Source organism: Roseibium sp. ROS1 (assembly GCF_054658215.1).
The window spans coordinates 1,333,647-1,352,455 of the sequence record NZ_BAAGIG010000001.1 but is presented as its reverse complement, the minus strand read 5'-3'; the positions used below and the strand labels follow the sequence as shown (position 1 = coordinate 1,352,455).

General features: G+C 59.6%; 19 protein-coding genes. 10 read left to right on the top strand and 9 right to left on the bottom strand.

What is annotated here, in order from left to right; all coding sequences use genetic code 11:
• Positions 1 to 42: 42 nt before the first annotated feature.
• On the bottom strand, positions 43 to 1,578 hold the full coding sequence (locus tag ACYQ6M_RS06105) for a diguanylate cyclase domain-containing protein (protein WP_460072712.1): 1,536 nt from the start codon (positions 1,576 to 1,578) through the stop codon (positions 43 to 45).
• Between the two features lie 188 nt (positions 1,579 to 1,766).
• Between ACYQ6M_RS06105 and ACYQ6M_RS06100 the strand changes: the two genes are divergently transcribed.
• Positions 1,767 to 2,468: a DUF1287 domain-containing protein gene (locus ACYQ6M_RS06100; protein ID WP_460072710.1), complete on the top strand. Its 702-nt coding sequence runs from the start codon at positions 1,767 to 1,769 to the stop codon at positions 2,466 to 2,468.
• 33 nt (positions 2,469 to 2,501) lie between these two features.
• On the opposite strand, the gene ACYQ6M_RS06095 is transcribed toward ACYQ6M_RS06100, so the two are convergent.
• Both ACYQ6M_RS06095 and ACYQ6M_RS06090 read right to left on the bottom strand, forming a co-directional pair.
• Complete coding sequence (locus ACYQ6M_RS06095; protein ID WP_023000741.1) at positions 2,502 to 3,227, bottom strand: S1 family peptidase; 726 nt, start codon at positions 3,225 to 3,227, stop codon at positions 2,502 to 2,504.
• 113 nt (positions 3,228 to 3,340) lie between these two features.
• Positions 3,341 to 4,288 (bottom strand): LysR family transcriptional regulator, encoded by a 948-nt coding sequence (locus ACYQ6M_RS06090; protein ID WP_460072708.1) that lies wholly within the window; start codon positions 4,286 to 4,288, stop codon positions 3,341 to 3,343.
• Positions 4,289 to 4,401: 113 nt separating this feature from the next.
• Between ACYQ6M_RS06090 and ACYQ6M_RS06085 the strand changes: the two genes are divergently transcribed.
• The 9 genes from ACYQ6M_RS06085 (at position 4,402) to ACYQ6M_RS06045 (ending at position 12,066) form a co-directional block, all read left to right on the top strand.
• Complete coding sequence (locus tag ACYQ6M_RS06085) at positions 4,402 to 5,562, top strand: acyl-CoA dehydrogenase family protein (RefSeq protein ID WP_460072706.1); 1,161 nt, start codon at positions 4,402 to 4,404, stop codon at positions 5,560 to 5,562.
• A 2-nt stretch (positions 5,563 to 5,564) separates the two neighbouring features.
• A complete protein-coding gene (locus tag ACYQ6M_RS06080) occupies positions 5,565 to 6,659 on the top strand; it encodes a CaiB/BaiF CoA transferase family protein (RefSeq protein ID WP_460073195.1) in 1,095 nt (364 codons plus the stop codon).
• Positions 6,660 to 6,661: 2 nt separating this feature from the next.
• Positions 6,662 to 7,498: an HTD2 family dehydratase gene (locus ACYQ6M_RS06075; protein ID WP_460072704.1), complete on the top strand. Its 837-nt coding sequence runs from the start codon at positions 6,662 to 6,664 to the stop codon at positions 7,496 to 7,498.
• Entirely contained in the window at positions 7,492 to 8,292 is an 801-nt protein-coding gene (locus ACYQ6M_RS06070; protein ID WP_460072702.1) for an HpcH/HpaI aldolase/citrate lyase family protein, read from the top strand. The genes ACYQ6M_RS06075 and ACYQ6M_RS06070 overlap by 7 nt, the downstream gene beginning before the upstream one ends.
• Positions 8,289 to 8,999: an alpha/beta fold hydrolase gene (locus ACYQ6M_RS06065; RefSeq protein WP_460072700.1), complete on the top strand. Its 711-nt coding sequence runs from the start codon at positions 8,289 to 8,291 to the stop codon at positions 8,997 to 8,999. The genes ACYQ6M_RS06070 and ACYQ6M_RS06065 overlap by 4 nt, the downstream gene beginning before the upstream one ends.
• 81 nt (positions 9,000 to 9,080) lie before the next feature.
• A complete protein-coding gene (locus ACYQ6M_RS06060; protein ID WP_460072698.1) occupies positions 9,081 to 9,692 on the top strand; it encodes a CDP-alcohol phosphatidyltransferase family protein in 612 nt (203 codons plus the stop codon).
• A complete protein-coding gene (locus tag ACYQ6M_RS06055; RefSeq protein ID WP_460072696.1) occupies positions 9,689 to 10,615 on the top strand; it encodes a phosphatidate cytidylyltransferase in 927 nt (308 codons plus the stop codon). Before ACYQ6M_RS06060 ends, ACYQ6M_RS06055 begins: the two co-directional genes overlap by 4 nt.
• Before the next feature lie 277 nt (positions 10,616 to 10,892).
• Positions 10,893 to 11,522, top strand: a complete 630-nt coding sequence (locus ACYQ6M_RS06050; RefSeq protein ID WP_460072694.1) for a lysophospholipid acyltransferase family protein — start codon at positions 10,893 to 10,895, stop codon at positions 11,520 to 11,522.
• Between the two features lie 4 nt (positions 11,523 to 11,526).
• Entirely contained in the window at positions 11,527 to 12,066 is a 540-nt protein-coding gene (locus ACYQ6M_RS06045; RefSeq protein WP_460072692.1) for a hypothetical protein, read from the top strand.
• Between the two features lie 16 nt (positions 12,067 to 12,082).
• Here ACYQ6M_RS06045 and chrA read toward each other — a convergent pair whose 3' ends face one another.
• The 6 genes from chrA to fliQ form a co-directional block, all read right to left on the bottom strand.
• On the bottom strand, positions 12,083 to 13,411 hold the full coding sequence (chrA, locus tag ACYQ6M_RS06040) for a chromate efflux transporter (RefSeq protein ID WP_460072690.1): 1,329 nt from the start codon (positions 13,409 to 13,411) through the stop codon (positions 12,083 to 12,085).
• A 153-nt stretch (positions 13,412 to 13,564) separates the two neighbouring features.
• Positions 13,565 to 13,900, bottom strand: coding sequence for a cupin domain-containing protein (locus tag ACYQ6M_RS06035; RefSeq protein WP_460072688.1), 336 nt, complete (start codon positions 13,898 to 13,900; stop codon positions 13,565 to 13,567).
• Between the two features lie 52 nt (positions 13,901 to 13,952).
• The gene (gene cckA, locus ACYQ6M_RS06030; RefSeq protein ID WP_023000728.1) at positions 13,953 to 16,505 is read right to left on the bottom strand and encodes a cell cycle histidine kinase CckA; all 2,553 of its coding nucleotides are present in this window, start codon (positions 16,503 to 16,505) and stop codon (positions 13,953 to 13,955) included.
• A gap of 153 nt (positions 16,506 to 16,658) precedes the next feature.
• Positions 16,659 to 17,738: a flagellar biosynthesis protein FlhB gene (flhB, locus tag ACYQ6M_RS06025; RefSeq protein ID WP_023000727.1), complete on the bottom strand. Its 1,080-nt coding sequence runs from the start codon at positions 17,736 to 17,738 to the stop codon at positions 16,659 to 16,661.
• Positions 17,739 to 17,747: 9 nt separating this feature from the next.
• Positions 17,748 to 18,521 carry a flagellar biosynthetic protein FliR gene (gene fliR / locus ACYQ6M_RS06020; protein WP_023000726.1) on the bottom strand — a complete coding sequence of 258 codons (774 nt, stop codon included), beginning with the start codon at positions 18,519 to 18,521 and terminating at the stop codon, positions 17,748 to 17,750.
• Positions 18,522 to 18,534: 13 nt separating this feature from the next.
• Positions 18,535 to 18,801, bottom strand: coding sequence for a flagellar biosynthesis protein FliQ (gene fliQ, locus ACYQ6M_RS06015; RefSeq protein WP_023000725.1), 267 nt, complete (start codon positions 18,799 to 18,801; stop codon positions 18,535 to 18,537).
• Positions 18,802 to 18,809 lie beyond the last annotated feature (8 nt).

The following is an 18,809-nucleotide window of genomic DNA, read 5'->3' as shown; positions in this document are numbered from 1 at the left end:
CGAGAAGGCAGGCCAAAGGAATGTCGTTCACTTTCACCGCAGCTAGCTCGCCACCCGCATCCTGTAGGCTTCATACGTCAGGACGTTTGCCCCGCTCTTCTTGGCTTCATACATGGCCTGGTCCGCGTGGGTGATCAGCGATTTGGCATCATCTGCATCATCGGGATAGAACGACACCCCGATGCTGATGCTGATGTTGATATCCTTGCCCTTGATTTCCATCGGCCGCGAGACCTCCCGGTAGATGCGGGTGGCACAGGCCAGAACATCCTTCTCTTCCGCATAATCGCCGATGATCACGGCAAACTCATCCCCGCCGATCCGGGTCACGACATCCCCTTCGCGCGTGCAGCGCTTGATGGTGGAGGCAACGGCCTGGAGCAGCGCGTCACCCACCGGATGCCCATGGCTGTCGTTGACCGGCTTGAAGGTATCAAGGTCCAGCATCATCAGCGCAAACTTGCGGTTATCCCGGTCTGCAATGGCAACGTTTTCCGCAAGGCTCTGGCTGAAATGTGCCCGGTTCGAAAGGCCTGTCAGATGATCGGTCATCGCTAGCCGCCTGACAGCTTCTTCCGTCTTCTTCAGACGGGTAATGTCCGAATGGGTGCCGGACATGCGCAAAGGCTCGCCGTCTTTCGTCCACTCGACCACACGTCCCCTGTCGAGAACCCAGACCCACCTGCCCTCCTTGTGGCGCATGCGAATTTCGTTGTCGTAGGCTTCCCTTGCTCCGGAAAACACCTCTGCCAGCTTCTGCTCAGATTTTTCCACATCGTCCGGATGGGTCAGCCGGTACCAGGTCTGTCGGCTGACCGGCTGCAACTCGGCCAGCGAATAGCCGAGAATTTCAGCCCAGCGTTCGTTGTAGACCACCTCCCCGGTCTGAACGTTGCATTCCCAGGTCCCGACGTTGGTGCCGAAGATGATCTCTCGCAAACGCTGCTCCGAGGATCGCAACCGCTTGTGCGCGGTGTGTCTTTCAAGCAGCAGAAAACTGACGACGACAAGCGACAGACCAAGCGTGCCGACCAGGCCCAGCATCCACTGGTTCCGGGCGTTATAGGCAGAGGAAAGTTCCGCGCTCTTGCTGTCGACCATTTCCTCCAGGCGGTTCTTGTAGTGCCACAGTTCTTGTTCCCGCTGCCGGTCGTCGGAAATATCGTGCACCACGGAAAGCAAAGCCTTCCTGCCGTCGTAGTCCACCGGAGTTGAATGAACCTCCACGCTTCGAACGGAGCCATCTGCCAGCTTGTGGCGGAAGATGAAGAAATTTCGGTGTTCAGCCTTGGCAAGTTGACGTTCGGCTTCAACCTGCTCGGCCGTCAGCTGATTGATGTTCTGAATGGACATGCGGCGCAGCGTATCCCGGTCGAACCCGTAGAAGTCTGCCGCGGCATTGTTGGCATCAAGAATGCTTCCGGTATCCGGATCGATCAGCATCATGGTTGCGCTGTGACGCAGAAAGAACTGATCATAGGACAGGGATGCCTGCTCGGCCTGGGCAGGCGTCGCCAGCCAGGACAAAAAGACAATCATTGCCGTTTTCAGCAGTATTTCCCCAAATTTCGTCAACATTTACCGCCTTTTGCTGCAGTAAAGACTCATCAGATTAAATTTTCGAGAACAAAAAACGTGCAATTGACTGACTTCCGCAACGACACGCGTATTGGTTTACCCAACGGGAAAATCGGTCAAATGTCGCCTCGCCCCATTCCGGTCCCACTCCGCCAGTATTCCGGCTTCAGATCTATGGGAGCTCTCACATGAAGCGGCGTACATTCCTGTTCGGAACCGGACTTCTGGCAGCAGGAGGCGCCTACGCGGCACACACCCTCCCCGCTTATCGGCTGCAAACCGGGTTGCAGCTCGTCAGCAAGGCACTTGCCGGACCGTCCACGCCGCCCACTGAAGCAACGTCAAAAAGTATTGCTTTGCCCAATCCGTGGGCGGGACAGCTGATTGAGGCGGCAGAAAGCCAGATCGGCGTTACGGTGGTCTACGATCCGGCCTATGTCTCGCTCCCGTTTCCCAATGGCGACCTGCCGCGCGAACGCGGTGTATGCACCGATGTGGTCGTCAGAGCCTACCGCGACGCTTTCGGCTACGATCTCCAGTCGGCCGTCAATGCGGACATGAAGTCGGACTTTTCGTCCTATCCAAAGATCTGGGGTCTCAAACGCCCGGACAGGAACATCGACCACCGGCGGGTGCCAAACCTGCAGACCTTCTTCAGACGAAAAGGCGCAGCTCTTCCGGTCACTGCAAACGCCAAAGACTATCAGCCCGGCGACGTCGTTTCCCAGATGCTGCCTGGAAACCTGCCGCACATGGCGATTGTCAGTCACCGTGCCTCCGCAGACAGCGAACGACCAATGGTGGTCCACAACATCGGTGCTGGAACGCAGCTGGAAGACCGGCTGTTCGATTTCGAAATCACCGGCCACTACAGGTTCAAACCCGCCTGACGCTCCAGGGCTGAAGTTTGCCTTTGACGGGGGTCACCCCTCCGTAAGCGTCATCAGAATGTCCGCATACCAGGCGCAATTGAGGCCTAGCGCCTCATCCAGCACGAGATCGCGCGTGCCGACATCGAGGCGGGCGGAGTGAACGCCAAGCAGTTTCCACGGCAGTTCGCTTGCGGTGTCTGCCGTATTGCGCATGACCACCGGAGCCCCACTTGTGCCGCGATGCGTGCGGGCATCGGTCAGGAAATAACCCATGCCCTGAAACCGAAAGCCGAAGGAAGAAGCCACGACCGCGTGGCGGACCACCGGCATGTGATGGAGCGTGTCATGAAACCCGAGCGGAAAACCGACAACCAGAATGGATGATCCGATCTCGACATGCTCTTGCGGGTCACTCAGGTGTTCCGGCCCGAAGGCCCGATAGACGATATTTTCAGGTAGCGCCGCCCGGTCAATCTCGATCACGGCAACGTCGATATCGCCTGCGGTATCCTCTCCCTGGCGCCAGAGGCTTTTGCCATCCCGGAAAAGCGGGATCGAAAAAGCGATGGAGTCGGCCAGGTTTTCAGGATCGTTGTGGAGTTCGATTTCGATACGGGAGGGATGATGCCCGCTTGCCTCATCCACCATGACATGCCGGCTGGTAACGAGAAACAGGCGCTCATCACGCGCAAAGAAAAAGCTGCTGGCGTTCGTGAGATAGGTCTGGTCATCAAAGGTGGAAATACGGGGTGAGGTCAGCAGGACAGCGTCGATCATCGTCAATCGGTTCTCCAGAAATAGCGGGAAGCCTTGCACACATGGACAGGCTGCTTGCTCAGGCAGCATAGGGCAGTATCGGGAAAACGACAGAGCTCCGGGTTTTGTTCCCGTCAGGAGACAGTCTCGGTGCCGGAAACCTGCGGTGACCGGGAAGCGGCCCAGGCCCCCTTGTCGCGCAAATCCAGAATAACCTCGCGCAGCAAAGCGTGCACCGCTTCCAGCGCCCGCGTCACGGGTCGTCCACCCGGCGACATCAGATGAGCCCCGCGCCACAGCCCCGGCGCGGCAATCCGGCTGACACAAAGGGAACCTGCTGCCACTTCCTCAGTCACCGCGTAAAGCGGCAGGATCGACGGGCCAAACCCGGCTGCCACCAGGCGCTTGATATTGTTGAAGGAGTCGATTTCCATCGCGATTTCTGGTGCGAAGCCCAGCGCCTGGAACGTCCGGTCTATCAGCACCCGCAAGCCGTGCGCTCCGCTCGGCAGCACCATTGGCACGTTGTCGAGTGCCTCCATGTTCATTTCCAGCGGACGTTCGGCATCGGCGGGCCACAGAACCACAAGCTCTTCTTCAAGCAATAATTCAGACCGGATACGTGCATCCTTGGAACGGCTGTAAAGCACGGCAAGATCGATCTTGCCTTCACTCAGCCAATCGCCAACAAAACCGCTCATGGCCTCGGTAATATTGAGCGTGATCCGCGGAAAGCGCTCACGCGCCGCCAGGATCAACGGCAGAGACACCATGGCGCTGATCGTGCCCGGCAGGCCGATCCGCACGATGCCGGACGGATCGGTTTCCAGATTGCGGATATCGTCTTCCGTGCGCGCCAGATCCTCGAGAATTGCCCGCGCCCTTTGCAGCAGCAGCTCTCCCGCCTCCGTGGGCGTGACACCGGAGCGACTGCGCGTCAGCAGCCTGGTGCCAAGCTGCTCCTCCATGTTCTTCAGGTGCAGCGACAGGGCCGGCTGCGCCACATGCAGGCTTTCGGCAGCCCGCGTAAGCGAACCCTGCGCAACGATTTCCAGAAAATAGCGGAGTTGGCGGATGTCCATGGCAACAAGGTATCATATAAAATTTATATGAGATCTATCCAAAACATATATTTGTTCAATGGCAGTTCAGCGGCTTAACTGCGGTCAACAAACACGCCAGACGAAAAGCCCACATGACAAGCCAAACCGACAGCTACCAGGACATTCGCGACGGCATCCGCGCGCTATGTGCCCAGTTTCCCGCCGAATACCACCGCAAGATCGATGAGGCTCGCTCCTATCCGGAAGAATTTGTCGACGCCCTGACACGCGAAGGCTGGATGGCCGCACTTATCCCGGAGGACTACGGCGGATCGGGCCTCGGGCTCACCGAAGCTTCGGTCATAATGGAAGAAATCAACCGTGCAGGCGGCAATTCCGGCGCTTGTCATGGCCAGATGTACAACATGAACACGCTCGTGCGGCATGGCTCGGAAGAACAGCGGCTGAAATATCTGCCCAAGATCGCAAGCGGCGAATTGCGGTTGCAGTCCATGGGCGTGACCGAGCCGACCACGGGCACGGACACCACCAGGATCAAGACCACCGCCGTGAAGAAGGGCGACCGCTACGTCGTCAACGGCCAGAAGGTCTGGATCAGCCGTGTGCAGCATTCCGACCTGATGATCCTCCTGGCGCGCACAACGCCGCTTACCGACGTGCAGAAGAAATCGGAAGGCCTTTCGATCTTCCTGGTCGATATCAGGCAAGCCATGAAATCAGGCATGGAGGTTCGCCCGATCCTGAACATGGTCAACCACGAGACCAACGAACTCTTCTTCGACAATCTGGAAATCCCGGAAGAAAATCTCATCGGCGAGGAAGGAAAAGGCTTCAAATATATCCTTACCGGCCTCAACGCCGAACGCACGTTGATTGCCGCCGAATGTATTGGCGATGGCTACTGGTTCACCGACAAGGTGACCGACTATGTGCGAGAACGGGAAGTCTTCGGTCGCCCCATAGGCCAGAACCAGGGCGTCCAGTTTCCGATAGCCGAAGCCTATATCGAGATCGAGGCGGCCAACCTGATGCGCTACAAGGCCTGTAGCCTGTTTGATGCCGGCGCTCCCTGCGGCGCGGAGGCAAACATGGCCAAATACCTGGCCGCAAAGGCAAGCTGGGAAGCGGCAAATGCCTGCATCCAGTTCCATGGCGGCTTCGGTTTTGCCTGCGAATATGACGTCGAGCGCAAGTTCCGCGAGACGCGGCTCTACCAGGTAGCACCAATCTCCACCAACCTCATCCTTTCTTATGTTGCCGAGCATGTGCTTGGCCTGCCGAGGTCGTTCTGATGGTGTTGCCGCTGGAAGGATTGAACGTCGTCGCCATCGAACAGGCGGTGGCCGCCCCCTACGCCACGTCCCGGCTTGCGGATGCCGGAGCGACAGTCACCAAGGTCGAACGGCCCGAAGGTGATTTTGCCCGGGGGTATGACGACGTTGCCAAGGGCCAGTCGAGTTACTTTGTCTGGCTGAACCGGGGCAAGGACAGCATCACGCTGGATCTTGGTTCCGACACGGGCAAGGAAAAGCTGGCGCAGCTGATCTCTGACGCCGATGTCCTGATCCAGAACCTCAAGCCTGGCGCCCTGGCCCGCCTTGGTTTTGATCCGGACAGGTTGGTGCTGGATTATCCGCGCCTCATTACCTGCTCCATCAGCGGTTTTGGCGAAACCGGGCCGATGGCCGACCGCAAGGCCTATGATTTGCTGATCCAGGCTGAAACCGGTCTTTGTTCGATCACCGGCGGGCCGAACGAACCCGCGCGTGTCGGCATTTCCCTTGTCGACATCGCCACCGGGGCAACGGCCTATACCGCCATTCTGGAAGCCCTGATCCAGCGCGGGGTCACCGGCAAGGGCACGCAGATCTCGGTCTCCATGTTCGATGTTCTGGCCGACTGGCTGACCGTCCCCCTTCTCAACCATGAAGGCGGCAAGAGCCCCCAGCGGGTCGGCCTCGCCCATCCTTCGATTGCGCCCTATGGCGTCTTCCAGCCAAAGGAAGGTCCGGCAGTTCTGATCGCCATTCAAAGCGACCGGGAATGGAGGACCCTTTGCAGCGACTTCATCGGAAAACCCGAACTCGGCGCCGATCCAAGGTTCGCAACAAACGTCGCGCGGGTGAACAATCGCAGGGAAACGGATGCCGCTGTTGCCGAAGCCTTTGCGAAATTTGATGACGAAACGGCCATCAGGTTGCTGACGGAGGCTAATATCGCATTGGCCTCGGTCAACGATATGGAAGGCCTGTCGACCCATCCGCACCTGAGGCGTATCACCGTCGACAGCCCGAATGGCCCGGTCTCCTTCCCCGCCCCTGCGGCCATCTTTTCGGGCGAACCGCGCAGCTACGGCCCGGTCCCGGCCCTCAAGCCCCTGGAGGCGTGATCATGGACCTCGACATCGACCACCTGCGCAGCTGGATAGGGCGCGAAGAGAGCGCCTCGGAGGTCTTGAGCCCCGCACTGGTTCGCCAATTCAACGCGACCTTTGACCGGACATCAGGTGAAGCTCCGGGTGATATCGCGCCGCTGCTGATCCATTTCTGCCTTGCTCAGCCGGCCGTTCAGACAGCCGGTCTGGGACCGGACGGTCATGCAGCCCGTGGCGGCTTCCTGCCGCCCGTGCCCCTGCCCCGGCGCATGTGGGCAGGCGGCGAGTTTACCTTCCAGGGTGACATCCGGATTGGCGAAGAGGTCCGGCGGGTGTCAACCGTCAGGGATGTGGTCCTGAAACAGGGCCGCACCGGGCCACTCTGTTTCGTCACGGTCAATCATGAAGTGACTTCTGACGGCCGACCTGTCTTGAACGAGCGTCAGGACATCGTCTACCGGGAGGCACAGAACGTTGCGGGCATGAAGACAACCCCGGCGCCTGCGACGGCTGGAGACGACGTCATGCAGATCACGCCATCGGCCGCCTACCTCTTTCGTTATTCGGCCATGACCTTCAACGGGCACCGCATCCACTACGACAAGGACTATGTCCGCGACGTGGAAGGCTATCCAGGGCTAATTGTTCACGGTCCCTTGCAGGCAACACTGCTTTGCCAATTCGCTGCGGATCACAAGGAAAGAGCACCGAAAACCTTCCGGTTTCGAAGTCTGTCGACCATATTCGACACGGCGGACTTCACGGTGAACGCGCAAACGGAGGGAGAAACCATGAAGCTCTGGACTGCGCAGCTTGGCGGCCCGGTTGCCATGGAGGCGACGGCGGCATGGTAACGGCAGTCAGGACACCTTTGTTCGTGCCGGCAAATAGGCCCGACCGTTTCCCCAAGGCAGCCGCAACCGAAGCCGACGCGATCATCCTGGATCTGGAAGACGCGGTCCCCGCATCGGAAAAAGAGGCTGCCCGCACCAATCTGACAACCGGCTTCACCGAAAAACCTGTCATCGTGCGCATCAACGCCGTTGGGACTTCGTGGCACCCGGAGGATGTCGCTGCTCTTCGCAAGCTTGCACCGGATGCCGTCATGCTGCCGAAGGCGGAAGCTTCCGGAGAGATTGCATCACTCCACGCTGCCCTGGGGGGCTCGGTCCCGGTTATCGCGCTCATTGAAAGTGCCAGGGGACTTGCCAATGCCAGGAGCATTGCAAGCACCGATGGGGTGGTTCGACTGGCTTTCGGGTCCATCGACTATTGCGCCGATCTTGGCTGCGCGCATTTGAAGGAGGTGCTCTTGCCCGTTCGCTCCGAACTGGTTCTGGCGTCCCGGCTTGCCGGCATCGCGGCCCCGATCGACGGCGTCACAGCACAGCTCGACAACCCTGCGCAGACATTTGAAGACGCCTCCCATGCACGGGATCTCGGTATGGCCGGCAAACTCTGCATTCACCCAAGACAGCTTGCCGAGATCAAACGCGCCTTCGCCCCGAGCCTAGACGAAATCGAGTGGGCCAGGCGTGTTCTCGCCTCGGGTGATGGCGCAGCCAATGTCGATGGCGCAATGGTCGACGAGCCGGTCCGCATCCGTGCCCGGACAATCCTCGCCTCCGCACAGGAGGCCAATGCATGAGCCTGCCGCAGATCGTCCTGATCCCGGGGCTCCTGAACGATGCGGATCTCTGGCGGGATCAGATCACCGGTCTCGCCGACATCACTCGCCCCCGGGTTGCCGACATAACACGCGGTAGTTCGCTGGGGGCTCTGGCGGAAATGGTTCTGGCTACCAGCGAGGACCGCTTTGCGCTCGCCGGGTTTTCTCTCGGCGGTATCGTCGCTCAGGAAATCCTGCGCCGCGCGCCGGAACGCGTGACCCATCTCGCCCTCCTCGACACCACCATGCTGCCTGACACGCCGGAACGCGCCGCAGAGCGCGAACAACTGATTGCCCAGGCGTCGAAACCGGGCCGTTTCCACGGTTTCGGCAGAAAACTCGCCCAGTCCTATCTTGCCCCGGAAAACCGGAACAATTCCGACATGATCAATCGGGTTCGTGCCATGACGCAGCGGCTTGGCCCGGACGTCTTCATTCGCCAGACCCGCATTGCTCGCCCCGACAGCCGTGCGTCGCTCACCGGCATTATCTGCCCGACACTGGTGCTGTGTGGCAATCATGATCAGTTGACGCCGCCGGAGCTTCATCGGTCCATGGCCAACCTGATCCCGTCAGCGGACCTTGTCGTCCTGGAACACAGTGGCCACCTGACACCGCTGGAAGAGCCGGAAAATGTTACTGATCACCTGAAACGCCTGCTCCAGCGCGACCCTGTCAGGAAGTGACAGCAGGCAATTGAAATTCTAGCGTGCACCGGGTGCTCTATACCTATATCTTTCCCGAAAATTAGTCGGGAAAGTTTTTGAATGCCAACGATTTACCAGCTGAAGTCCCGTTTTCAGGACCTGCTTCGCCCCGTGTGCAGATCGCTTGCCGCAAACGGGGTGACAGCCAATCAGGTAACCCTGGCCGCGCTTGGCCTGTCGATTAGCGAAGGCCTGCTGCTCTGGATCTTTCCCGGCGCTTTCCTGCCCTTGATCCTGTTGCCGCTGGTTCTGTTCATCCGCATGGGCCTCAATGCGATCGACGGCATGCTGGCGCGGGAACACGACCAGAAATCCGATCTTGGCGCGGTGCTCAACGAACTGGGTGATGTGCTGTCAGACGCTGCGCTCTACCTGCCCTTCGCACTCCTGCCTTTTGTCGATGGGCCGATTGTCGTCGGATTGGTCATGCTTGCCATCATCGGCGAAATGACCGGCGTGATCGCAGTCCAGATCGGTGCAAGTCGCCGGTATGACGGCCCCTTCGGCAAGAGCGACCGGGCAGCCCTGTTCGGTCTTTGCGGGCTCCTGATGGCCTTTGGCCTGACCGCGCCTCTCCTTTATCAGATCCTTTTTGGTGCCGGACTGGTGCTGTCCGCGGTCACCATCTTCAACCGCGCCAGGGCGGCAATCAGGGAGAAACAATCCGCATGAACCTCCTGACCATCCATTGGGCCCTGATCGGCATCTGGGCCGTGCTGTGCGTTGCCAGCGCCATCGTGTTCGTGATTTCGAAACGCTCCGCCAAGAACATGAGCGAACTGGTTCAGCGCACCGTCAGCTGGTGGGTGATGGTGGCAATCTTCACCGTCTCCTTCCTGGTCAGCAACACGGTCTCGATCATTGTATTCGCCCTCATCAGCTTCCTGGCGCTGAAAGAGTATTTCTCGATGATCCCCACCCGCCGGGCTGACAGGCGGGTGCTGTTCTGGGCGTATCTGTCGATCCCCGTGCAGTACTTCTGGGTCTACGACAGCTACTATGGCATGTTCGCGGTGTTCATCCCGGTCTACATGTTCCTGTTCCTGCCCTTCGTCAGCCTGCTGACCCAGCAGACCGAGGGCTTCCTGCGCGCTGTCGGCACCCTCAACTGGGGGCTAATGCTATGCGTCTTCTCCATCAGCCACGCAGCTTTCCTCCTGATCCTGCCGGCGACCGAGGCCAACAGCACCGGCGGTCCAGGCCTGCTGCTGTTCCTCCTGTTCCTGACCCAGTTCAACGACGTCGCCCAATATACCTGGGGCAAACTGTTTGGCCGTCACAAGATCATTCCGGGCGTCAGTCCCAACAAGACGTGGGAAGGCTTTCTTGGCGGCGTTGCAACCACTTTCGTTCTGTCCCTTCTGATTGCACCGCTGGTCACGCCCTTTGACATGATCCACGCCGCTGCCGCCGGCCTGCTGATCCCGGTCGCGGGGTTCGTTGGTGATGTCACCGTCTCGGCCCTGAAGCGGGATCTCGGCGTCAAGGACACCGGCAGTCTTATTCCCGGTCATGGTGGCATCCTCGACCGGATCGACAGCCTGACCTACACCGCGCCGCTGTTCTTCCACTTCACCCGCTATTTCTATTACTGAAGGGGGATGTCAGGATGACCGCTCCCACTCTGCGCACGCAGTCGGCAGGCTTCTCTTTCTCTCTTCTCCAAGCCCACGCGCCTCTCCTCTCGTCATCCCGGCCAAGCGCAGCGCGAGCCGGGATCGGGGAGCCTTTCAATCGGTTGAAAGGTTCAGCCACTGATCTTGCGCCTGGGTTCCCCGGCCCCGGATCTCCGCTTCGCTGCGTCCGGGGTGACCGAGGAGAGGACGCCCCTGGAACAAGCGCTCGACCGTCAGCATTCAGGAACCTCCATTGATGCTCCAGAAGATCTTCTACATTTTCGTCAAGATCGCGGTCCTGTTCCTGCTCGGGCTGAACGTGCGTCGCAAGGAACTGCTGCCGGCCAACGGTCCGGCGATCATCGTTGCCAACCACAACAGCCATCTGGATACGATGGTGCTGATGGCCTTGATGCCCCTGTCGAAGCTGAAGGACATCAAGCCGGTTGCGGCGGCAGATTATTTCTTCTCCTCCCCTCTCAAGGCCTGGCTGTCGGAACATGTCCTCGGCATTATCCCGGTGGAGCGTGGCCGGAAAGAGAAGAATGTCGACCCGCTGGAAGGCTGCTACGAGGTTCTGCGTCAGGGCAAGGTTCTGATCCTGTTTCCCGAAGGCTCGCGCGGCGAACCGGAACAGATGACGGATCTCAAGAAAGGCGTTTCCTTTCTTGCCGAACGGTTCCCGGAAGCACCGGTCGTGCCCGTCTTCACCCACGGCCTCGGCAAGGCCTTGCCGAAGGGGTCATTCCTGCTGGTGCCGTTCTTCTGCGATATTTTCGTCGGGGAACCAATTACTTGGAACGAGGACCGGACTCATTTTATTACCGGGTTGAAGGAGCGTTTTAACGCTCTTTCGACGGAAAAGACCTTTGCATCCTGGGAATAGTAAGTTGGCACTTTTCTGCCTGGCTGCGCTCTGGAGCTTTGCCGAGGCAACGCTGTTCTTCATCGCTCCCGACGCGCTTTTGAGCATCATCGCGCTTCGCTCCCTGGGCAAGGCCATGACAGCGGCGCTTCTGGCGTCCTTCGCGGCCGCTTTCGGCGGTCTGCTGGTCTGGACCTGCGCACAGCATTTTCCGGAAGAAACGCTTCAGGTGCTGCTGCTGGTGCCCGGGATTTCCGGACCAACATTTGAAATGGCCAGGCAGCTTTTGCAGGCAGGCCTGTTCGAGGGATTGCTCGGTGGAGCCTTCAGCGGCATCCCTTACAAGGTTCTTTCGGCTGAAGCGGGCTACGCCTCGATCCCCGCACAATCGCTTTTTCTTGTCTCGCCGGTGGCGCGGCTACCAAGGTTTGTCCTTGTCGCCTTGATTTCCTGGTCAGTGTCCCGGCTTGTCGGCGCCCGTCTCAGCGACAAGAGAAAGCTCGCCCTTTGCCTTGCAGTCTGGCCATTTGTCTATGCCAACTATTTTCTCACCGCGGGCTGGTGAGCGGACACGCGTCCCCTCATCCCACTTGTGACAGCAGCACCCCGCCAAGTGCCGCCGTCAGCAGCACCCAGATCAGCCCCACGTGAAACCGCAGGAGCAACAGGCCCCACAGGGCCGCGAGGACCGGCACGCGCCAGTCGAGGCTTGCAAGGTCCGGGATCCAGAGTGTCACGACACCCCACTTTGTCGCTGTGACCTCTTCGAAGAAGACATGCAGCGCGAACCAGACCGACAGATTGAGCACGACGCCGACCACCGCTGCTACGATGGCCGAAAGTGCCGACTTGAGCCTCGGCTGCGCCGAGATCCATTCGATGTAAGGCGCTCCGGCAAAGATCCAGAGAAAACAGGGAGCAAAGGTCGCCCAGAGTGCAACCAGCCCCCCTGCGAGGCCAAGCAGAAGTCCTCCTTCGTGAAAAGCCGCAAGAAAGCCGACGAACTGGGTCACCAGAATGAGCGGCCCCGGTGTTGTTTCCGCCAGACCCAGCCCGTCCATCATTTCACCGGCGCTCAGCCAGCCGTGAATGGCGACGACGTCCTGGGCCATATAGGCAAGCACCGCATAGGCGCCGCCAAAGGTGACGACAGCGAGCTTTGAAAAGAACCAGCCGATATCCGCCAGCAAGGGCACGTTGCCGGCCAGATCCAGCAGCGCCAGCGGCGCGATCCAGATGAAGGCCCAGAGAAACACCGTGCGGAGCGTTTTCGCAATCGGTCTGCCAATCGCAACGACAGGCTCACCGAGGCTTTCAGTCTGCGCCACGCTGAACGCGGCACCGTAAAGCCCGGCGGCCAGAACAATCAGGGGGAACGGCAGGGCCAGAAAGAAAATTCCGACAAAGGCCAGAGCTGCAATGACCCATTGCCGCCTGATGGTGAGTGCCCGTTTGGAGAGGCGCAGCAGCGCCTCCAGAACCACGATCAGGACGGCTGCCTTGATGCCCAGAAACAGCTGACTGACCAGCGGCACATTGCCGAAGGTTCCGTAAACTGCGGCAAGTGCGAAAATTGCGAGTGCGCCGGGAACGACAAACAGAAGGCCCGCCAGCAAGCCACCGGCAACGCCGCGCAGTTTCCAGCCACAGTACGTCGCCAGTTGCATGGCTTCCGGACCCGGCAGCAACATGCAGAACCCGAGAGCGTTGACGTAGCTTTTTTCCGAAAGCCAGCCGGTCTCATCAACCAGCTTGCGGTGCATCAGCGCGATCTGTGCGGCCGGACCACCGAAAGACAGCAGACCAATGCTGCCAAAGACGGACATCAGCCGCCGCCAGGATACTTCCTGGTCGAAAGCTGTTCCATCCTTGCCCGGAGCGCCTTCACCAGGTGCATGATGTGCGGTCAACGTGTCAGCCCTTTTCGTCGCAGACAGCCTGTCGTGACCTTCCTCTAGCGCATTCGGGATGGAAGGGTAACTGCAATCCTTACCCGAATGCCGTCAGACCTGAACCGGTGCAACACATTGGCAGGCGGCAGCGACCAGAGCCTGTATGAAGTGCTATACCTTGACCGGATAGCGGTCAGGCTCCTCGAAGACATCGATCACCTTGGTTCCGGCCTTGATGATCGCACTGTGCTCCGCCCCGCTGGGAATATCGTAGATAGCGCCCGGACCCATCGTCCTTGTTTCTCCAGCGATGGTGAATTCGATCTCGCCGCTCAGGACAGTGCCCCACTGCGCCAGATGCGAATGCGGCGGCAGGACCATGTCCTTCACGAAATCGAAAAAAACGACCAGTCCGGCGTCCGAGCGCACTGCGTAGGATCTGACAACGTCCTCGGGAAAGGGAACATCGAGAGCGGGAAACTTTCGGATGAAATCTGGAAGCTGCATGGACCTCTTGCCTCAAACGGATGGTGTTGAGGCAAGTCTGGACCAGGTCGGCCTATCCGTTCAAGACATCCTTCACAGTCGTCGCAAGCTGCTTCAGCGTGAAAGGCTTGGGCAGGAAGAAGAACTGTTCGCCCGGTGGCAGGTTTTCCTCGAAGGCGTCCTCGGCATAACCGGACACGAAGATGATCTTGAGGTCCGGCCGGGTCTTGCGCAGCTCGACCAGAAGCGTCGGCCCGTCCATTTCCGGCATGACCACATCGGAGACCACGAGATCGATCTTGCCGTCTGTCTCTTCCATGACCTCCAGCGCCTCGTTGCCCGAGCCCGCCTCGTAGACGGTGTAGCCGCGCGACGCGAGGGCACGGGCGCCAAAGGCACGCACGGCCTCCTCGTCTTCCACCAGCAGGATCGACGCGGAACCCGTCAGATCCTTGACCTTTTCCGGCTCGACTTCCTTCGGCTCCGGCTTTTTCTTCTCCACGACCTTCGGAATGTGGCGTGGCAGGAACAGACGGAACGTCGTGCCGACATCGACTTCGGAGGTACAGAAGATGAAACCGCCGGTCTGTTTGACGATGCCGTAAACCGTCGACAGGCCAAGGCCCGTTCCCTTGCCGACTTCCTTGGTGGAGAAGAACGGATCGAAGATCTTCTCCATCACGTCGGGCGGAATGCCGTGGCCCGTGTCGTCCACCTCGACAAGGGTGTATTCGCCCGGTGGCATGCCGCGGATGTTGTCGAACTGTGTGCTTTCGGCTTCGTTGACGTTGCGCGTGCGGATGGTCAGACGGCCACCGTCGGACATTGCATCGCCCGCGTTTACCGCCAGGTTGACGATCACCTGTTCCAGCTGGTTCAGGTCGGCCATCACCGGCCACAGGTCCCGGCCGTGGATCACCTTCAGTTCCACCTTCTCGCCCAGCAGGCGGTCGAGCAGGATGGAGAGATCTGCCAGAACGTCGTTCAGCTCCAGTTGCTGCGGACGCAGCGTCTGACGACGCGAGAAGGCCAGAAGCTGCCGCACGAGGCCGGCTGCACGGTTGGCGTTCTGCTTGATGTTCATGATGTCCTGGAAGGACGGATCGGTCGGCCTGTGGCTTGCCAGGAGCAGATCCGAGAAGCCGATGATCGCAGTCAGGACGTTGTTGAAGTCATGCGCGACGCCCCCGGCCAGCTGGCCGATGGCCTGCATCTTCTGGCTCTGGGCGAACTGGGCTTCCAGGGCTCGCTGCTGGGTGGTTTCAAGCGCGTAGACGATGGCGGCTTCGCCGTCACCCTCACCTTCCTGCACTGCGGAAACGTAGAAGGTTGCGGAACGCGGGTCATTGCCCTCTACCAGGGGAATGTCTATCGGCGCAATCTCGCCGATCCCGTTGGCAGCGGCCTGGAGAGACTTTGCCAGTTCCTGCCGCCCGCTCTCGGCCACATAAGCCTCCAGCTTGGGAGATTCGTCATCTGTGTCGACCGCACCGAACAGCTTCAGGAACGGCGCGTTGGTTCTCAGGACCCGGCCTTCCTTGTCGAGCGAGGCAATGGCGATCGGCGTGTTGTTGAAGAAACGGGCAAAGCGGACTTCCGCCGCCCGAAGCGCCTCGGAGGCTTCCTCACCGCGAGACCTGTTGAGAACCAGTGTGCGGCTGTCACCCGGCTGGCCGTTTTCACCGAAGGGCACACGGTGAAGCAGTCGCACCGGCAGGCCGCGTCCGTTGCGGGTGACGAAGTCGAGATCAAAGGTTTCGCTCTTGACCTCGCCCGCCTGACCCTTGATCGAGCGGATCAGCTCGGTGCCGTCACCGCGCACGATGCTCGAAAGATCGAGGTCGCCCGCGTCGAACTGGGCAAGATCGTAGCCAAGCCAGTCGGCCAGGGTGGCGTTGAGATAGACGATGCGGCCTTCCGCATCACAGGAGAAGAAACCGGCCGGCGCGTGATCCAGGAAATTGATGACGCGCTGCAGTTCCTGAAACGAGTTTTCCTGTTCGGCCCGGTCGCGGGTGATATCGGCCAGCTGCCAGACCGCCATGGGCTTGCCACCGCCGCGTTCCTTGGACACCTGCAACGGGCGGATCGACACCCGATACCAGCGCGCAGCGCCGTCGGCCCTGCCGAGCGGGAACGGCATGCGGATCTCTTCTTGCGCCCTGCGGCTGTCGCGCATGGCCTGGGACAGGCGGAAAATGGCGTCGGCGGCATCCGGATCGGAGGAAAACACACGCTCGACCACACGGATGTCGGCAGCGGTTTCAGCGCCGGTCAGATCCGCATAGGCCTTGTTGGCATAGACAAGCCGGCCGTCCAGATCGGTAATGAGCGCTCCGTCTTCAAGTGTATCGACAAAAGCGGAGGCAAGCGGATTGGCTTCGCCTGGGCGGGCCGACAGGCGCAGAAAGCCTATGGCTCCGGCAAACAGGCAGAAAACGCCGACGACGGCCAGGATACCGAGCAGTGCAAGAATAAACGGCTGCGCCACTTCGCGGTCCATGACCGCAAAGGCAGCAGCAGCGCCGACGAGCAGCAGTGCGAGGCCTATGAGAAGGCCTATATTACCGGAACGTTCCGGGCGGCTGATCATCGGCCCGCTCGGCGTCCCGTCCATGTCACTCATCAATCCTGTCTCCCGGGCCCGATTCGGTTCTTGAAGGGGCCGTACATAAGCATTCTGTGCTTAATAGCCGATTTCAACTGATATGCGACCAAGTCCTGTTGAAATTCACCTGTTTGCCGCGGACTTTTTCAGTCCGCTATCCTTGAGAGCAACTTAGTTGGCACGCCAGGATGCGCGCTTGCGCATGCGGAAGACGAAGCCGATGACTTCGGCAACGGCCTTGTAGTGTTCTTCCGGAACTTCCTGGTCGATCTCGACTGTCGCATAAAGCGCGCGGGCCAGAGGCGGATTTTCGACGACAGGAATATCGCTTTCCTTGGCGAGCTCACGAATTTTGAGCGCGACCGCATCGGTACCTTTCGCAAGGCAGAGCGGTGCTCCCATGCCTTCTTCATACTTCAACGCCACAGCATAGTGCGTCGGGTTGGTCACGACCACTGTGGCCTGCGGTACCGCCGCCATCATGCGCTTGCGCGACCGCTCCATGCGCAGCTGCCGGATCTTGCCCTTGACCTGCGGATCACCTTCGGTCTGTTTATATTCTTCCTTGACCTCGCGCAGGGACATCTTCTGCTTGTTGAACCATTTGTTGCGCTGGTAGATGAAGTCGGCCGCGGCAACCACCGTCATCACAGCCAGCACGGCAGCCAGAAGCTGCAGGATCAGGATCCTTGCCTCCTCCAGGATGATGTTGGTATCGGCGAACACCATAACTTCCGCTTCGTCGCGGTGCGGCCACATCACCGCCACCATGATGGCGCCGACAACGGCGATCTTCACCATACCCTTGGCAAAGTTTACGAGGCTGTCGGCGGAAAACAGCCGCTTGAAACCGGAAGCCGGTGAAACCTTCGAGAATTTCGGCTTGATCGTTTCCGCGGTCAGCAGTGGCTGGTGCTGGACGAGATTGCCCGCCACAGCCATGATCACCAGCGCCAGCAACGGAATACCGACGATAAGAGCCACCGACTGCCCCGTGTCCCGCCACAGGGCTTTCAGCGCGTAGCCGTCCACCGCAATCTGGTGGGCATGCTCCATGTAGCCCTTCATCAACTCGCCCAGCGACACGGCGGTGCTGGGCGCGAAAATAGCAATCATCAGCGTCGCACCAGCCAGTGTGAACCAGGTGCTGACTTCCTGAGATTTCGGTACGTCCCCCTTGTCATGCGCCTCTTTCAGGCGCTTGTGCGTGGGGTCCTCTGTTTTTTCCGAGTCGTCGGTATCGTCAGCCATAGCGCAGCGCTACCCCACGATGAACTTGCCGAGCGATTCCTGAAAATGATCCAGATAGAACATCATCAGGGTTGCGATCAGCACCATGAGCAGGAACAGCCCGATCGCGATATTCACGGGCATGGCGATAAAGAAGATCTGCATCTGCGGCATCAGCTTGTTGAGCAGGCCAAGGCCGAAATAGAAAACCAGACCGACAACCAGAAAAGGCGCGCTCATGCGCACCGCGATGGAAAACACATGCGCAACGGTTTCCGTCGCGTTCTGTGAAAAGTCCCCGACCGGCGGAGCAAGGCCAGGCGGAAAGATCGTGAAACTGTCGTGGAGCGCCGCGATCACCAGGAAGTGGCTGTCGCTGACGAAGACCAGCGTAATACCGAGAATGGACAGGAAGTTGCCGAACAGCGCCCCCTGCTGGCCCTGGTTGGCGAAATCCGTTCCAAGCGCGAAGGCAAGGCCGGACTGGTTGGCCATGATCATGCCGGCGATCTGCAAGACGGACGTGATCATCTTGGCGCACAGGCCGATACCGAAACCGATGGCCAATTCTCCGAACAGGAGCGCAATCATGCGATAGGTATTGGATGTCAGGTCGGCAGGGTAATACTGCGAGCCGACGGGATAGAGAACAATCGTCAACGCCAGGGCAATGGTCAGCCGAAACCGTGTCGGGATCGTGCTTTCGCCCAGAGCCGGCAGCAACATGACCATCGTGCCCATACGTGCGAACATCAGCATGAAGATGGCTGCGATATTCGGCAGATAATCGAGCTGGATGGTCATGAAGGTCCACGCCCTAACCGGTGGTCAGGATCATTTCGGCAACCCTGCCCATGAAGGCCTCCAGAACCTGGCTCATGAAGGGCAGCGCAATCAGGATCGTCACGAAGATCGCGAGGATCTTGGGAACGAAAACCAGCGTCATTTCCTGGATTTGCGTCAGAGCCTGGAACAAGGCGATGACGACACCCACCAACAGACCGATGACCATGACCGGTCCGGCCACCAGGATCATGGTCCAAACGCCTTCACGGGCGAGATCGAGAACTTCACCAGCGGTCATCAAAGGCC

What these genes read in the sequence shown, in the direction of transcription:
- ACYQ6M_RS06100 (WP_460072710.1), top strand. Translation starts at nt 1,767, where the DNA reads ATGAAGCGGCGTACATTCCTGTTCGGAACCGGACTTCTGGCAGCAGGA.
- ACYQ6M_RS06065 (WP_460072700.1), top strand. Translation starts at nt 8,289, where the DNA reads ATGAGCCTGCCGCAGATCGTCCTGATCCCGGGGCTCCTGAACGATGCG.
- fliQ (WP_023000725.1), bottom strand. Translation starts at nt 18,801, where the DNA reads ATGACCGCTGGTGAAGTTCTCGATCTCGCCCGTGAAGGCGTTTGGACC.
- ACYQ6M_RS06090 (WP_460072708.1), bottom strand. Translation starts at nt 4,288, where the DNA reads ATGGACATCCGCCAACTCCGCTATTTTCTGGAAATCGTTGCGCAGGGT.
- ACYQ6M_RS06050 (WP_460072694.1), top strand. Translation starts at nt 10,893, where the DNA reads ATGCTCCAGAAGATCTTCTACATTTTCGTCAAGATCGCGGTCCTGTTC.
- cckA (WP_023000728.1), bottom strand. Translation starts at nt 16,505, where the DNA reads ATGAGTGACATGGACGGGACGCCGAGCGGGCCGATGATCAGCCGCCCG.
- ACYQ6M_RS06070 (WP_460072702.1), top strand. Translation starts at nt 7,492, where the DNA reads ATGGTAACGGCAGTCAGGACACCTTTGTTCGTGCCGGCAAATAGGCCC.
- ACYQ6M_RS06075 (WP_460072704.1), top strand. Translation starts at nt 6,662, where the DNA reads ATGGACCTCGACATCGACCACCTGCGCAGCTGGATAGGGCGCGAAGAG.
- ACYQ6M_RS06105 (WP_460072712.1), bottom strand. Translation starts at nt 1,578, where the DNA reads ATGTTGACGAAATTTGGGGAAATACTGCTGAAAACGGCAATGATTGTC.
- flhB (WP_023000727.1), bottom strand. Translation starts at nt 17,738, where the DNA reads ATGGCTGACGATACCGACGACTCGGAAAAAACAGAGGACCCCACGCAC.
- ACYQ6M_RS06060 (WP_460072698.1), top strand. Translation starts at nt 9,081, where the DNA reads ATGCCAACGATTTACCAGCTGAAGTCCCGTTTTCAGGACCTGCTTCGC.
- ACYQ6M_RS06055 (WP_460072696.1), top strand. Translation starts at nt 9,689, where the DNA reads ATGAACCTCCTGACCATCCATTGGGCCCTGATCGGCATCTGGGCCGTG.
- fliR (WP_023000726.1), bottom strand. Translation starts at nt 18,521, where the DNA reads ATGACCATCCAGCTCGATTATCTGCCGAATATCGCAGCCATCTTCATG.
- ACYQ6M_RS06035 (WP_460072688.1), bottom strand. Translation starts at nt 13,900, where the DNA reads ATGCAGCTTCCAGATTTCATCCGAAAGTTTCCCGCTCTCGATGTTCCC.
- ACYQ6M_RS06085 (WP_460072706.1), top strand. Translation starts at nt 4,402, where the DNA reads ATGACAAGCCAAACCGACAGCTACCAGGACATTCGCGACGGCATCCGC.
- ACYQ6M_RS06095 (WP_023000741.1), bottom strand. Translation starts at nt 3,227, where the DNA reads ATGATCGACGCTGTCCTGCTGACCTCACCCCGTATTTCCACCTTTGAT.